This window comes from Streptomyces sp. NPDC046712 (assembly GCF_040645695.1).
Lineage (GTDB): Bacteria > Actinomycetota > Actinomycetes > Streptomycetales > Streptomycetaceae > Streptomyces.
Genome location: NZ_JBEYYW010000033.1, coordinates 42,524 through 56,196, shown reverse-complemented (window position 1 = coordinate 56,196; position 13,673 = coordinate 42,524). Strand labels below are relative to the sequence as shown.

Below are 13,673 nucleotides of genomic sequence, written 5' to 3'. Positions count from 1 at the left end.
CGTCATGACCACAGCCACCGCTCCCCCACCACCCCGGGTCGACGCCGCGAAGGGCGCCCGGCGGGACAGCAGCCCGCGGGACCGGGCCCGGCGACGCCGGCGGATCATCGCCGTGGCCTTCGTACTGCCGGCGCTGCTGCTGCTCGGCGCACTGGTCGTCTACCCGGTGCTGTTCTCCGTGGGCCGCAGCTTCTTCGACGCGTCCGGCACCCGGTTCGTCGGCGGGGACAACTACACGGAGATGTTCCGCGACCCGGCCACCCTGACCGCCATCCGCAACAGCGCCATCTGGGTGGTCGTCGCACCGACACTGCTCACCGGCCTGGGGCTGATCCTCGCGGTACTGGTGGAGAAGGTCCGCTGGGCGACCGCCTTCAAGCTGCTGCTCTTCATGCCGATGGCCGTCTCGTTCCTCGCGGCGGGCATCATCTTCCGCCTCGCGTACGAGGAGGACCCGGACAAGGGCGTGCTGAACGCGGCGGTGGTCGGCGTGCACGATGCCTTCCAGGACTCCTCTTCGTACCCGACGGCCCGGGTCCGCGAGGGTCAGGGGCTCGACAATCGGCCGGACGGCTCGTACGGGACGGCCGACGCGGTCTCCCCGGGGCAGAGCGTCGCCCTCGGCCTCGTCGGCGTACCGCCCAAGGAGCTCCCCGCCGGCGCGAAGCCGGCGGCCGCCGGCACGGCAGGTCCGAAGGACGTGGCGGGCGCCGTGTACCTGGACTTCACGCCCGGTGGCGGGGGGCGGCCGGGCGTGATCGACCCCGCGGAGCGAGGCCTGCCCGGCATGACGGTGGAGGCGGTGCGCGACGGGAAGACGGTCGCCACCGCGACCACGGCGGCCGACGGATCGTTCCGCTTCACCGGCCTCCAGGCCGGCGCCTACACGGTCCGGCTGCCCGCGGAGAACTTCGCGCCGCCGTACGAGGGTGTCTCCTGGCTCGGCCCCGCCCTGGTCACGCCCGCGATCATCGGCGCGTACCTGTGGATCTGGACGGGCTTCGCGATGGTGCTCATCTGCGCCGGGCTGTCCTCCCTGCCACGCGACGCGCTGGAAGCTGCGCGGATGGACGGGGCGAACGAGTGGCAGGTCTTCCGCCGGATCACCGTGCCCCTGCTCGCACCCGTGCTGACCGTCGTCTTCGTGACGCTGGTGATCAATGTGATGAAGGTCTTCGACCTGATCTACATCATCGCGCCGGGGCCCGTGCAGGAGGACGCCACCGTGCTGGCCACCCAGATGTGGCTGGTGTCCTTCGGCGGCGGCAACGACCAGGGGCTCGGCAGTGCGCTCGGTGTGCTGCTCCTGCTGCTGGTGATCCCCGCGATGGTGTTCAACGTCCGCCGCTTCCGCAGGAGTCAGTCATGAGTGCGACCGCGACGATGCCGGGCGGCCGGCTGCGCCGCTGGCTGGGCAACGGCCTGGTCCAGGCGTTCCTGGCCGTGGTCGGCCTGATCTGGGTGACCCCGGTCGCCGGGCTGCTGCTGTCCTCGCTGCGCTCGGCGAGCGACAACGCGGCGAGCGGCTGGTGGACGGCGCTGACGGGTCCCGGACAGCTGTCCCTGGACAACTACACCGCCTTGCTGGGCAACGCGGGCATTACCCGGGCCTTCTGGAACACGGTGCTGATCTCGGTGCCGACGACGGTCCTGGTCGTGGTCGTCGCGGCGCTCGCCGGATACGCCTTCGCCTGGCTGGAGTTCCCCGGCCGGGACTGGATCTTCCTGGGTGTGGTGGCGCTCCTTGTGGTGCCGGTGCAGGTGGGTCTGCTACCGGTCGCGAAGCTGTTCGGGCAGCTGGGGCTGTTCGGCACGATCCCGGGCGTGGTGCTCTTCCACGTCGCCTACGGGCTGCCGTTCGCCGTGTTCCTGCTGCGCAACTACTTCGCCGACATCCCGCGCGAGATGCTGGAGGCGGCGCGGATGGACGGGGGCGGCGAATGGCGGATATTCACCCAGCTGGTGCTGCCGGTGGGCCGCCCGGCGATCGCCAGCCTGGCCATCTTCCAGTTCCTCTGGGTGTGGAACGACATGCTGGTGGCGCTGCTCTTCGCCGACAGCTCCTCGCAGCCGCTGACGGTGGAACTGCAGTCTCAGGTACGGCAGTTCGGCAGCAACATCGACGTGCTCGCGCCGGGCGCCTTCCTCTCCCTGATCGTGCCGGTGGTGGTCTTCTTCGCCTTCCAGCGTCACTTCGTGCAGGGGGTGATGGCAGGTTCGGTGAAGTGACGCGGGCGCCTGGGGCGCCGGTCAGCGCAGGACCGAGGGGGGCAGCGCCCGGACGGCCTGGAGCGCGGCGTACAACTCGGCCGTGTTGACCGGATCGGTGACGTCGCGTCCGGTGAGCCGGTGGATCCGCCGCAGTCGTTGGCGGACGGTGTTGGCGTGACAGTGCAGCGCTTGCGCGGCCTCCTCCATGGAACCGGAGGCCGCGTACCAGGCGTTGAGCGTGCCGATCAGCACGGTGCGCTGCTCGGCGGGGAGATCGAGGAGCGTGCCGAGGACCGAGCGGGCCATCCGGGCGGCCACGTCCGGGGAGTGCACCACCAGCCCGGCGAGTGGGCCGTCGTCGAAGCTGGCGACCGGCGGGCCGGCCGGGTCGGCGGTGGCCAGGGCGAGCCGCGCCAGCCGCAGACCGGTGGCGCTCTCGGCGAGGTTGGCGAACGGCGGGCTCACCCCGTAACGAAGGGTGGCCGACCGCCGGAGCACGATCAACAGCCGCTCCAGGGTGCGCTGGTCGCGGACCGAGACCACCCCGGCCAGCAGGCCGGCGGTGCGGCTCCAGGCGGAGGCGATGCCGTGGGCGGCGAGCCGATTGCCGATCTCGGGCGCCGGCCCGGGCGGCGGATCGGCGACCAGCACCACGAACAGGCCGTCGTACGGCAGGCGCAGGGCGTCCGCCACCCGCCAGAGCGCCTCCGTGGTGCGGGCGGTGCCCTCGAACAGTTCGGCGAGAGCCGGGGAACCGGCCTGGTCCGCGGCGGTCGACGTCGCGTGCTGGTACGCGGCGGTGATCTCGTTGGCGCCCGTCTCGATCAGCCCGAGCAGGCGGGCCGCCCCGTCCGGCAGCGCCTCAAGGCCGCCGTGACCGGCGTCGCGCGCCTCGGCGGTCAGCTCCTCCAGCAGCATCCGCCCGCCCGCGTGGTAGGCGGCGATCACGGCGGGAAGCGGGACGCCCTGGCCCGCCCGGCGGAGCGCGGTGGCGGTGGCCGGGGCGGCGCCATGACGGCCCGTCAGGGTGCCCAGTGTGAAGGTCAGATGGGCGCGGCAGGAGCCCCTCAGCTCCTCGACCGGGACCAGCCTGCGGTAGGCGACGGTGCCGGAGGGGGCGAGGATCCGGTCGACGGCGCGTTCGCTCAGCTCGGTCAGCCGCTCGTTCAGAGCGGTGGCCAGCAAGCCGATTCGTCGACCCGTCGGAGGGGTGGTGACGGGACTGTCGGGCATGGCCGCATCTTAACCATCTGTACGGCATTGTCGAACGCCATTTGTCATTGTCGTCGCTCACATGATGGGGCTTCACATTCTGTCCCACGCTCCATCACCAGGCGCGCACATCCCGTCGATCATCGGTGCACAGCCTCCTCACCCGCACCCACCAGGGACAATCATGAGATTCCTGCGCACCGCCGTGCCCACATTCGCCGCGCTGCTGGCCACGCTGATCCCGACGGCGGCCACACCCGCCGCCGCCGTGGAGAGCGGCGATCTGGCAGACGCCTTCTACACCCCACCGTCCGGTGAACTCACCGTCCAGCCGGGCGAGGTGATCCAGTCCCGGACCGCCGAGTTCCGGATCGAGCCGACCGGCCTGATCGACCAGCGCGTCCACTCCTGGCAGGTGCTCTACGGCTCCGCCGACGCCGACGGGCGCCGGATCGCCGTCTCCGGCACCGTGCTCGTCCCCGAGGCCCCGTACGCCGGCCCGGGCCCACGACCGGTGGTCGCCCACGCCATCGGCACCCATGGCCTGGGCGACAGGTGCGCCCCCTCACGGGCGCTGGCCGACGGCACCCAGTACGAGAGCGTCGTCATCAAGTCGATGCTCGCGCGCGGCTGGGCCGTGGTCGTCACCGACTACCAGGGGCTCGGTACCCCCGGCGGGCACAGCTACGTCAACGGGCGGGCCGAGGGCCAGGCCGTGCTCGACTCGGTGCGTGCCGCCAAGCGGCTGCCCGGGGCGGGGATCGCGTCCGACGCCCCCGTCGTCATCGCCGGCTATTCGCAGGGTGGCCAGGCGGCGAGCTGGGCGGCCGAGCTGCAGCCCACGTACGCACCGGAGTTGAATCTGCGTGGCGCCTCCGTCGGCGCGCCCGCCGCGGACCTGCTGCTGGTCGCGCAGGGGGTGGACGGCAGCCCCGCGTTCGGCTTCGGTCTGACCGCCGCGGTCGGCCTGAAGCACGCGTACCCGGAACTCCCGCTGGAGGAGCTGCTCACCGACCACGGCCGCGAACTCCTGGCCGACATCGCCGACGACTGCACCATGGAGATCGCCGCCAAGTACGGGATGCACAGCTGGGACCGGCTGACCACCGAGGACCCGTTCGCGCGGGCCGACTGGCGCGGCCGGCTCACCGAGCAGCGGGCCGGGCAGCACCGTCCGGCGGTGCCGGTGCGGCTGTACCACTCGCGCCTTGACGACGTGATCCCGTACCGGGCGGGCACCGAGCTCAAGGACCGGCTGTGCGGACTCGGCACGTCCGTCGACTGGGACACCTATCTGGTGCCCACCCACATCGCCACCTTCTACGCCGCCGCTCCGGCGACCGTCGACTGGCTGGCGGACCGCATCGAGGGTCGGCCGGTCGTGAACGACTGCTGACCTCGGGAGGCGGCGGCCGGTGGCGGACCTGACGGCCCGCCCCCGCCGGGCGGCCTGGCGGCGCGTACGACCCCGCCGCGGGTCACACGTCGGACGGCGGCCCGGCGTCGGAGAGCGGCCGGAGGATTTGGGCCGCTGCCGCCGCCGCACCCCTCGCCTGATCGCGAGCGACGGCCGCCACGGCCGCGTCGCCCAGGCCATCGGCGAGGCGAGCTCGAGCCGACCAGTTGTACGAGCTGTCGGGCCGAAGTCCGATCCGTTCGCTGATCAGCGCACGGGCCAGTTCGTGCCGTCCGGAGCCGAGAGCGGAGTCGAGAAGGGTCTTCTGGAGGGCGTCGCGCTGCGCATGACTGCCTCCGAACTCGTGCAGCCTACGGCGCAGCGGCCACAGCAGATCCACGACGGTGGAGTGCTTCCCTTGCGCGTGCGCCACCAGCGCCTCACACGCGGGCAGGCCGATGTCCGCGGTCATCCGACGGTTGGTGAGGGTGTCCGACCCCTCCTGGGCCAGCCACCGCCGTCGGTCGGCGATGAGCCGCGTCGCCTCCCCGAACCGCCCGGCCCCGACGTACGACATGACGGCATGCACGTCGTTGAACGCGTAGAAGGGAGGATCGGCCCGCGAGGCCCACGCATCGGCCAGCGCCTCCCAGCGGGCGCCGGCATCCGCACCCGCGAGTCGGATCCGCCACAACAGCGCCGCGGCGTCCAGCAGCTCCATGGCCACTCCGGCCGACGCGTCGTTGTGCAGGGCGGCGTCGTACACGCTCAAGGCGGAACGCGTGTCTCCGGCCTCCAGCGCGTACAGGGCGTAGTGCCACCAGTTGTGGACGTTGAGGTAGTTGCCTCGCGCCCAGTCCTCACGGCGCGCATCGAGGTAGCCGATGCCTTCGGAGACACGTCCCTGCATCTCGTACGTGTGGACCACGGCGTGGATGGCCCAGACGTCGCGAGGGTTCTGCTCGACCGCGGCGAGCCCCGCCTCCTCGGCCTGGCGGTAGTGGCCCGACTCCTCCAATCCGAACGCGTACATGCCCAGCACCAGACCTCGATGGGGGTCGTCGGCGTCCCAGGCCGAGAGGGCTCCACCGATGCGGTCCCGCAGACGCACGGCGTCGCCGGTGAAGAAGTCCAGCTGGTGCCCGACGGACAGGGCGAGCGCGTCGGTCGGGCACACCAGTGACAACTCCTCCAACAGCCGGCCGGCCCGCCGCAGATCTCCTGCCAGCCATGCCTCGGCGGCGGCCAGGTGCAGGCGCTCCCGCACGGGCAGGGCGGAGACGTCGACGCCGGCCGCGTACCGGTCGAACCGCTGCCGTGCGGTGACGGCCTCGCCCGGTTCCGTCCCCAGCATCCCCAGATAGACGGCGAAGGACTGGGCGACGGGCGAGGTCGGTCCACTGAGGAGAGCGTCGTCGACGGCCTGCTCCACCTCGGGGCTGAAGTGGAGCAGGGCCTCGACTCCGCGGTCCAGATGTGCGGCTGTCTCCGAAGTGCACTCGTGCAGTGGATTGCCGTACCGGTCTGTCACCATCAGAGATCACCTCTGCGCCTACGGGGTGGTACGAGAAGCGCGGCAGCGTGAACGCACCGCGACCGACATGAAGCCATCATCGGCCCGCCCCGCGCCACCCCGACATGCGCGACCCGCCCGACGAACCTCGGCCGGACCGCACTCACCCGCCCGCCGGCCGGAAGACCCGCAGGTCGCGTACCTCGTAGGACATCTCGGTGGTGTCGTCGGGCGGCGCGGGGTGATACCGCCCCGCGCACACGGACAGGTTGACGATCAGATGGGCGTGCCAGCTGCGGCCCACGCCGCGGCCGTCCGCGAAGACCTCGACGTCGTCGAGCCACCACACCACGGAGCGGGCTCCGAACTCGGTCCGCAGCCGGATCCACCCACCGGGCCGCACCGCGGCGGAGCGGTGGTAGAGGTGGGTGCCGCGCACATGGTTGGACAGCTCCAGCAGATCGGGGTTGTCGGGGTGGTACTCGAAGACGTCGACCTCCTGCCCACCGTCGCGCCAGGTCCAGATCGCCGGCCAGGCTCCCGTCTCCTCGGGGAGGCGCACCCTTGCCTCCAGTACGTCTCCGGCGCGCAGCTCGAATCCCTGCGGACTCCCCTCCGTGGTGAGCAGTCCGGTGTCCCAGAGTCCGTCCGGGCGGCGCGTCGCGCGGAAGACCCCGGAGCGGGAGTAGGCGGGATCCTCCACCAGGTGGTCCAGTTTGTTGTCCGCCGGATTGACCGGTCCGCCGTCGGGATAGGCCCAGCTGCGGCCCGCGATCCACTGTTCTCGTGAGCCGAAGTCCGCGGTGAAAACCGGCTCCTCGACCGGGGCCCAGGTCGGCATCGTCGCTCCTCGCGTCGGAGGTGGTCTTCCGTCTGCGGTAGTTCTGCCCGTCGTACCCTCCGCGATGCGGAATCCCTCACTCCATGTCAAGAAGTCGCCATCTCGGTGGTCACGTTCGCGTGGCCGCCCCCTTCACGGCCAGCCGGGCAGTTCCTCGCGGAGGCTGCGCTCGAGGTCGGTCAGGGGGACGGCGCCGGCAAGGCGCTCGGGGTGGCCGGGCGGCGGGTCGTCCAGCGGCGGGGGCGGTGGCGGGGGGATCCACAACTGGCCTGCGGCGATCAGCAGGTTGCCCAGCGCTTTCAGACAGCGCGACACGTACGGCGGCATGGGCGGAGCTTGCGGCACACCGCCAAAGCCGTTCCAAAGCGGCAGTTCGGAGCGGACGTCGGGGCTCTCGGGACCGCCGCTGCGTGGCGCGCGTTTTCGGCCATTCGCCCTACGTACGTACTTTCCCCGATGCGTGGACACACCCCGGCCACGGAGAGTGAAGCCCAGGCATACGCAAGCCTGTTCACGCCACGACTCGGGGGTATCAATGCGCTATGAACTACTGGGTCCACTACTCGTCTCGGACGACGCCGGCGCCCATCACTCCCTGAGTGCTCCCAAGATGGAGATGACGCTGGCCACCCTGCTCGTCACCGCCGGGCGCGTCACCACCAAGGAGCAGCTCGTCGCCGAGCTCTGGAGCACCGCGCCGCCCCGGCGGGCCTCGGCCGCCGTCCACGTCTACCTGTCCCAGTTGCGCAAGTTCCTCGTCGCCGCGGGGGACCGCGAAGGCCGGGCCATCGTCACCAAGCCGTCCGGGTACGTCCTGCACCTGGACGGCGCGAGCTACGACGTCGACGACTTCCAGGAACTGATGCGCACCGGACGGGCCCACCAGCACGCGGGCCGGTACGAGGCGGCCCTCGAGGCCTTCGAGGGCGCGCTGCTGCTCGTCCGCGGTCCCGTCCTGGACGGGACCGCCGAGGGCCCGGCGCTGTCCGCCTTCACCACCTGGGTGGAGGAGGAGCGGCTGGACTGCCTGGAGTTGTCGGTCGAGGCGCGTACCGCGCTCGGCCGGCACCGGGAGGTGATCAGTCTGCTGACCGGGCTGATCGCCCAGTACCCGCTGCGCGAGTCCTTCTACCGGCAGCTGATGCTCGTGCTCTACCGCTCGGACCGGCAGGCCGAGGCGCTGCGCGTGTACCGCTCGGCGCAGCAGGTCCTGCGCTCCGAACTGGGCCTGGAGCCCTGCCGGTCGCTGCGCCGTCTGCACCAGGCGATCCTGACCTCCGACCGGCTCCTCGACCTTCCGATGGCGGGCTGACGATGGCCCGGCAGGAAGAGGACACCTGGCTGCGGCGGTTCCATCCGTCCCCCGACGCCTCGGCCGAACTGGTGTGCTTCCCGCACGCGGGCGGCTCGGCGGCCTACTGGTTCGCCCTGTCCCGGCTGCTGACGCCGGCCGTCGAGGTGGTGGCCGTGCAGTACCCGGGGCGTCAGGAGCGGCACCGCGAGGAGCCGGTCGGCGATCTCCATCTCCTGGCCGACCGGATCGCGGCCGTGCTGTCCCCGCCGGGCGCCCGCCCCCGGCTGTTCCTGGGGCACAGCATGGGGGCGTCGCTCGCGTACGAGGTGGCCGTCCGTCTCGCACGGGCCCCTGGCGGGGGCCCGGCCGCCCTGCTGGTCTCCGGTCGTCCGGCGCCCTCCCGGCACCGGACCGGAGCGGACCGGCTCGGCGACGACCGGGCCCTGCTGGCGAAGGTGCGCGCCCTGGGCGGCACCGGCCCCGGTCTGCTCGACGACCCGGAGATGCGTGAGCTGGTCCTGCCGGTGCTGCGTGCCGACTACGGGGCACTGGCCGGATACGTCCCGACCCCCGGTCCCCCGCTGTCCTGCCCCGTGGTCGGGCTCACCGGGGACCGCGACACCGAGGCGGCGCCGGACGAGGTCGCCGCCTGGGGCGCGCACACCACCGGCCCGTTCGCCCTGCGGGTCTTCACCGGCGGGCACTTCTTCCTCACCGACCACCTGGCCGACGTCGCCGACGTGGTCACCGGCCTGGTCGCCGGCCCGCTGCCACTGCGCGCATGAGCGGCAGTCTGCTGGCCCTCAGCGATCTGCACGTGGCCTACGGAGAGAACGGCGCCGCCCTCGACGCCCTGCGGCCCCGGCACGAGGACGACTGGCTGCTGCTGGCCGGGGACGTGGGCGAGATCCTGTCCGACGTCGAGGCCGCCCTGCGGCTGCTCAGCCGGCGGTTCGCCAAGGTCGTCTGGGCGCCCGGCAACCACGAGCTGTGGTCGCATCCGCGTGATCCGTCGACCCTGCGCGGCGTGGCCCGCTACGAGCGCCTGGTCGACACCTGCCGCGCGCTCGGGGTCGTCACGCCGGAGGACCCGTACCCGGTGTGGCAGGGGCCCGGCGGTCCGGTGACCGTGGTCCCGCTGTTCCTGCTGTACGACTACTCGTTCCGGCAGCCCGGCGTGCGGACCGCCCGGGAGGCCCTGGACCTGGCCGCCGAGCACGGTGTGGTGTGCGCCGACGAGAGCCTGATCCACCCGGAGCCGTACCCGGACGCGGCCGCGTGGTGCCGGGCCCGGCTTGCCGAGACCGAGAAGCGTCTCTCCGCCCTCGGGCCCGACGTCCGCACCGTGCTGGTGAACCACTTCCCCCTGGTCCGCGAACCGACCCGGGTGCTGCGCCATCCCGACTTCGCACTGTGGTGCGGGACCGAGGCGACGGCCGACTGGCACCTGCGGTTCCGTGCCACGGCAGTGGTCTACGGCCATCTGCACATCCCCCGGACGACCTGGCACGACGGCGTCCGGTTCGAGGAGGTGTCGGTGGGCTACCCGCGCGAGTGGCGCCGCCGCGGCGACCGTCCGCCCGGCCCCCGGCTGATCCTGGCCGGCCGCCCCGACCTTCCCAAGGAGCGAGCGTGATACGCGACCTGCTGCCGTCCTGGGCCTCGTCCGCCGAGGTGTACGGCGATCCGCCCGATGCCCGGCTGCACCCGGCCGAGGAGGCGGTGATCGCGCGAGCGGTCCCGTCACGACGCCGCGAGTTCACCTCCGTGCGCCACTGCGCCGCCCGCGCCCTGGGCGAACTCGGCGTACCCTACCGGCCGTTGCTTCCCGGCGAGCGCGGGGCGCCGGGCTGGCCGGACGGCGTGGTGGGCAGCATGACCCACTGCCGGGGCTACCGCGCGGCCGTGGTGGCCCGCTCCCACGAGGCCGCGGCCCTCGGTGTGGACGCGGAGCCCGACGAGCCGCTGCCGCGCGGCATGCTCGACACCGTCTCGCTGCCGCGCGAGCGGGACCGGGTCCGCGAACTCGCCGCGCTGCGCCCGCACATCCACTGGGACCGGCTCCTGTTCAGCGCCAAGGAGGCCGTGTACAAGGCGTGGTTCCCGCTGACCGCGCGGCTCCTCGACTTCCACGAGGCCGACCTCCGGCTCGACCCCTGGCGCGGGACCTTCCGGGCCGACCTGCTGGTACCCGGCCCGCTCGTCGACGGGCGGGAGCTGCGCGCCTTCCACGGCCGCTGGGCGGCACGGCACGGCCTACTGGCGACCGCGATCGCACTCCCTCAGCCGGCCAGCGCCATCAGCCGGGCCAGCTCGGCCCGCGAGTTCACCCCCAACTTGCTGTAGATCCGGGTCAGATGGGCATCGACGGTGCGCGGGCTCACCGTCAGCCGCAGGGCGATCTCCTTGGTCTTGCAGCCCTCCCCGGCAAGCGCCGCGACCTCCTTCTCCCGCAGCGTGAGGTCCGCGAACGCGCCCTCCGGTCCCGTGTCCGCCTCGCGCGCGGAGGCGGCGCGGGCGGGCCGGTCGAGCTCCCGCGCCAGCTCCCGTGCCCGGGCCCCGGCCGGGCTCTCCGCCCCGAGCAGGTCGACGGCCTCCGCGTACACCCGGGCCGCCTCGGCGTTCTGCCGTCTGCTCAGCAGGGCGTGGCCGCGGGCCATCAGCGCATGCCCGCGCTGCTCGGCGATCCCCACGGCGGCGGCCGCGTCCGCCGAGTGCGCCGCCCACTCCTCGACGACCTCCGCGGACATCCCGACCGTCTCGAGACCCGCCGTGACGGCGGCTGCCGCGAGCAGCTCGTAGCCGCGGGCGGCGAGCACCGCGACCGGTTCGGAGACCCGCCAGGCCTCCCGGCGCGGCAGCAGCAGCGCGAACGCGGCCTCGCCGTCGCCGGCCGCGAGGTGGGCCTCGGCCTGGAGCAGTGCGTTGAGCGGGGTCCGCGGGGATTCCAGCGGGTCCCCGCCCACCGGACGGGTGAGCCGCGCCGAGGGGTTGCGGCGGCCCAGCTGCGCCCAGGCCGCCTCGGTGATGGCGTCCGAGAGGCCGACGTGGTCGCTGCGGCCGGCCGCCTTGGCCACGTCACGGCACTCCTGCGCCGCCGTCAGCGCGTCCGGCATACGGCCGGACTGGTAGTGGACGTAGCCGAGGGTGTCCAGGAGCGGCGCGAGCAGATGGGCGTCGCCCCTGGCCCGTACGGCGGACAGCGCGCGCTCCGCGTGGCCGTGCGCCGGCCCGTACCAGCCCATGAGGGCCTCGGCCCAGCTCAGCAGGAGCAGCAGGGTGCTCTCCGGCTCGTCGGCCGGGCCGCTGTCGTCCAGTTCGTCGATGGTCTGGGCGGCGGCCACCAGCGCCCATTCGGCGGCGCACGTGTCGCCGGCGACGACCGCGCACAGTCCGCGCAGCGTGAGCGCGCCGGCCTCGGCGACCGGACCCGCGCCCGCCGTGAGGCGGACCAGCCGCTCGACGTCGGCGCGGGCGGGCACCTGTCCGGCCAGCACCTTGGAGACGTGCCGGCGCAGCTGGAGCTGGGCCGCCGCCTCCGGGGCCGGGCCGGGTTCGGCGGAGAGTTCCGCGGCGATCAGGCCCTGGGCGTCCTCGTCCCGGCCGAGGGCGGCGAGGACGGCGGACAGGTAGGCCACGATGCCGGGCCGGTCCGCGCCGGTCCGGGCGGCGGGGCCTGCGAGGATCTCCCGGACCAGCCGGACGACCCGGTCCGCGTCGCCGGCCGCGGCCAGGTGCTGGACCACCGATCGCCACAGCTCCTCGGTGACGGGTTCGTCGGCCTCCGCGGCGGCCGGTGCGTTGTCGCTCGCGTCCTCGTGACCGCTTCCGCCTCCACCGTCCGCGGCGTGCGCGGCGCGGTCGAGCCGGATCGCGACCGTCAGCCAGTGCGCGGCGGCGGCCGGCCGGCTCAGGTGGAGGGCGAAGCGCGCGGCCGTGCCGAGGTCGCGCCGGTCGGCGTCGCCGATCCCGGAGCCGGCCCGCTCGATGTGCGGGGCCAGTTCGGTGGCGGGGGCGCCCAGCGCGCGCAGGCACGTCAGGGCCCGGCCGTGCGCGCCCGCCCGCCAGCAGGCGTCGGTCGCCTCGTACAGGACCTGGCGCAGTAGGGGGTGACGGAGGGTCAGGAGTCCGGGCTGGTTGGTGGGCCGCACCAGGTCGCGGCGGCGTAGTTCGCCCAGGATCGCGCAGCCGCGGGCCCGGCTCACCGCGGCGACCTCGGCCACGGTGTCGACGGTGAAGGTGTCGCCGAGGACGGCCGCCGCCCGGACGACGGTCAGGGAGGTCTCGTCGAGCGGTTCGAGCTCGGCGTGCAGGTGCACGGCGAACCCGCTGGCCGCGGGAACCGGCCCGGCTCCGGTGGCTTGCTGCTCCTCCTCGGCGAGGGCGAGCAGGTACAGCGGGACTCCCCCGGCGCGTTCCCGCAGCCGCGCGAGGCCGGGGGCGTCGGGCGTGGTGCGCAGCACGGCGGCGCTCTGCGCGAGGTCGAGGGCGGGCAGGTCGACGAGGTCGACGAGCCCCTGCTCGACGCCCTCGTGCAGGGGTGCGCGGACGGCGGCGGGGATTTGGCGGGGGCGGTGGGCGACCGCGACGGCCAGGCCACCGGGGACGGGCCAGTGGATCAGGGTGCCGAGGAGTTCGGCGGTGCCCGGGTCCGCCCAGTGGTAGTCGTCGAGGATGAGCAGCAGCCCGCCGGGGGCGGCGGTCAGGCAGGCGCCGATCAGCCGGCGCGCCTCGGCGTAGTAGTGGCAGCGGCCCCCGGCCCCGCGGCGGGCGTCGGGTCCCGGCCCCTGTGCGAGCAGGCTCAGCAGCGCGGCCGTCGGCGGCGTGGCCGCGCCGGTGGCGTCCTGGTCCTGCCAGGTGGAGAAGGCATGGACGAAGGGGCCGTGGGCGACGCCCGCTTCGGCCTCCGCGCAGCGGCTGCGCAGTACCCGGACGCCACGGCGCTCGGCCTGCCGGGTCAGGGCGGTGAGTAGCCGGGACTTGCCGCTGCCCGGGTCCGCGGCGATCTCGGCCACTGCGGACCGTCCGTCCCGCGCGGCGTCCAGGATCCTTGTCAGACAGGCGAGTTCGGTGGTGCGGACCGTGGTGAGCGGGGGGTTTCCGACGGCGGCGATGGTGGTCACGGTGCGTCTCCTTCCCAGCGGCGGCCCGGAATCGAAATCGTTTCCGGACACAGCCTAGGAGACGGTTCTCGCGGTCAAGTCGC

12 protein-coding genes are annotated in these 13,673 nt (G+C 73.4%); 7 read left to right on the top strand and 5 right to left on the bottom strand.

Annotation, left to right across the window (positions count from 1 at the left end; all coding sequences use genetic code 11):
- Positions 1-4: 4 nt before the first annotated feature.
- Complete coding sequence (locus ABZ939_RS31895; protein WP_361862963.1) at positions 5-1,369, top strand: ABC transporter permease subunit; 1,365 nt, start codon at positions 5-7, stop codon at positions 1,367-1,369.
- Complete coding sequence (locus ABZ939_RS31890; RefSeq protein WP_361862961.1) at positions 1,366-2,229, top strand: carbohydrate ABC transporter permease; 864 nt, start codon at positions 1,366-1,368, stop codon at positions 2,227-2,229. The genes ABZ939_RS31895 and ABZ939_RS31890 overlap by 4 nt, the downstream gene beginning before the upstream one ends.
- A 21-nt stretch (positions 2,230-2,250) precedes the next feature.
- Here ABZ939_RS31890 and ABZ939_RS31885 read toward each other — a convergent pair whose 3' ends face one another.
- Entirely contained in the window at positions 2,251-3,444 is a 1,194-nt protein-coding gene (locus ABZ939_RS31885) for a helix-turn-helix domain-containing protein (protein WP_361862958.1), read from the bottom strand.
- Positions 3,445-3,607: 163 nt separating this feature from the next.
- Here ABZ939_RS31885 and ABZ939_RS31880 point away from each other — a divergent pair, with 163 nt between their 5' ends.
- On the top strand, positions 3,608-4,819 hold the full coding sequence (locus ABZ939_RS31880; protein WP_361862956.1) for a lipase family protein: 1,212 nt from the start codon (positions 3,608-3,610) through the stop codon (positions 4,817-4,819).
- An 82-nt stretch (positions 4,820-4,901) separates the two neighbouring features.
- On the opposite strand, the gene ABZ939_RS31875 is transcribed toward ABZ939_RS31880, so the two are convergent.
- The 3 genes from ABZ939_RS31875 to ABZ939_RS31865 all read right to left on the bottom strand — a co-directional run bounded on the left by ABZ939_RS31875 (position 4,902) and on the right by ABZ939_RS31865 (position 7,500).
- The gene (locus tag ABZ939_RS31875; RefSeq protein WP_361862953.1) at positions 4,902-6,353 is read right to left on the bottom strand and encodes a tetratricopeptide repeat protein; all 1,452 of its coding nucleotides are present in this window, start codon (positions 6,351-6,353) and stop codon (positions 4,902-4,904) included.
- Between the two features lie 142 nt (positions 6,354-6,495).
- Complete coding sequence (locus ABZ939_RS31870) at positions 6,496-7,173, bottom strand: beta-glucanase (protein WP_361862950.1); 678 nt, start codon at positions 7,171-7,173, stop codon at positions 6,496-6,498.
- A 132-nt stretch (positions 7,174-7,305) separates the two neighbouring features.
- The gene (locus ABZ939_RS31865; protein WP_361862947.1) at positions 7,306-7,500 is read right to left on the bottom strand and encodes a DUF6059 family protein; all 195 of its coding nucleotides are present in this window, start codon (positions 7,498-7,500) and stop codon (positions 7,306-7,308) included.
- Positions 7,501-7,783: 283 nt separating this feature from the next.
- Between ABZ939_RS31865 and ABZ939_RS31860 the strand changes: the two genes are divergently transcribed.
- From ABZ939_RS31860 to ABZ939_RS31845, 4 genes are read left to right on the top strand one after another with little or no spacing between them, the layout of a single operon-like run.
- Complete coding sequence (locus ABZ939_RS31860; RefSeq protein WP_361862944.1) at positions 7,784-8,485, top strand: AfsR/SARP family transcriptional regulator; 702 nt, start codon at positions 7,784-7,786, stop codon at positions 8,483-8,485.
- 2 nt (positions 8,486-8,487) lie between these two features.
- On the top strand, positions 8,488-9,252 hold the full coding sequence (locus ABZ939_RS31855) for an alpha/beta fold hydrolase (RefSeq protein ID WP_361862942.1): 765 nt from the start codon (positions 8,488-8,490) through the stop codon (positions 9,250-9,252).
- Positions 9,249-10,103, top strand: a complete 855-nt coding sequence (locus tag ABZ939_RS31850) for a metallophosphoesterase (RefSeq protein ID WP_361862939.1) — start codon at positions 9,249-9,251, stop codon at positions 10,101-10,103. Before ABZ939_RS31855 ends, ABZ939_RS31850 begins: the two co-directional genes overlap by 4 nt.
- Complete coding sequence (locus ABZ939_RS31845; protein WP_361862936.1) at positions 10,100-10,813, top strand: 4'-phosphopantetheinyl transferase superfamily protein; 714 nt, start codon at positions 10,100-10,102, stop codon at positions 10,811-10,813. The genes ABZ939_RS31850 and ABZ939_RS31845 overlap by 4 nt, the downstream gene beginning before the upstream one ends.
- Here the strand turns inward: ABZ939_RS31845 and ABZ939_RS31840 are convergent.
- Complete coding sequence (locus tag ABZ939_RS31840) at positions 10,750-13,590, bottom strand: AAA family ATPase (protein ID WP_361862933.1); 2,841 nt, start codon at positions 13,588-13,590, stop codon at positions 10,750-10,752. The genes ABZ939_RS31845 and ABZ939_RS31840 overlap by 64 nt on opposite strands.
- Positions 13,591-13,673 lie beyond the last annotated feature (83 nt).

What these genes read in the sequence shown, in the direction of transcription:
- ABZ939_RS31880 (WP_361862956.1), top strand. Translation starts at nt 3,608, where the DNA reads ATGAGATTCCTGCGCACCGCCGTGCCCACATTCGCCGCGCTGCTGGCC.
- ABZ939_RS31850 (WP_361862939.1), top strand. Translation starts at nt 9,249, where the DNA reads ATGAGCGGCAGTCTGCTGGCCCTCAGCGATCTGCACGTGGCCTACGGA.
- ABZ939_RS31870 (WP_361862950.1), bottom strand. Translation starts at nt 7,173, where the DNA reads ATGCCGACCTGGGCCCCGGTCGAGGAGCCGGTTTTCACCGCGGACTTC.
- ABZ939_RS31865 (WP_361862947.1), bottom strand. Translation starts at nt 7,500, where the DNA reads ATGCCGCCGTACGTGTCGCGCTGTCTGAAAGCGCTGGGCAACCTGCTG.
- ABZ939_RS31860 (WP_361862944.1), top strand. Translation starts at nt 7,784, where the DNA reads ATGGAGATGACGCTGGCCACCCTGCTCGTCACCGCCGGGCGCGTCACC.
- ABZ939_RS31855 (WP_361862942.1), top strand. Translation starts at nt 8,488, where the DNA reads ATGGCCCGGCAGGAAGAGGACACCTGGCTGCGGCGGTTCCATCCGTCC.
- ABZ939_RS31885 (WP_361862958.1), bottom strand. Translation starts at nt 3,444, where the DNA reads ATGCCCGACAGTCCCGTCACCACCCCTCCGACGGGTCGACGAATCGGC.
- ABZ939_RS31895 (WP_361862963.1), top strand. Translation starts at nt 5, where the DNA reads ATGACCACAGCCACCGCTCCCCCACCACCCCGGGTCGACGCCGCGAAG.
- ABZ939_RS31875 (WP_361862953.1), bottom strand. Translation starts at nt 6,353, where the DNA reads ATGGTGACAGACCGGTACGGCAATCCACTGCACGAGTGCACTTCGGAG.
- ABZ939_RS31890 (WP_361862961.1), top strand. Translation starts at nt 1,366, where the DNA reads ATGAGTGCGACCGCGACGATGCCGGGCGGCCGGCTGCGCCGCTGGCTG.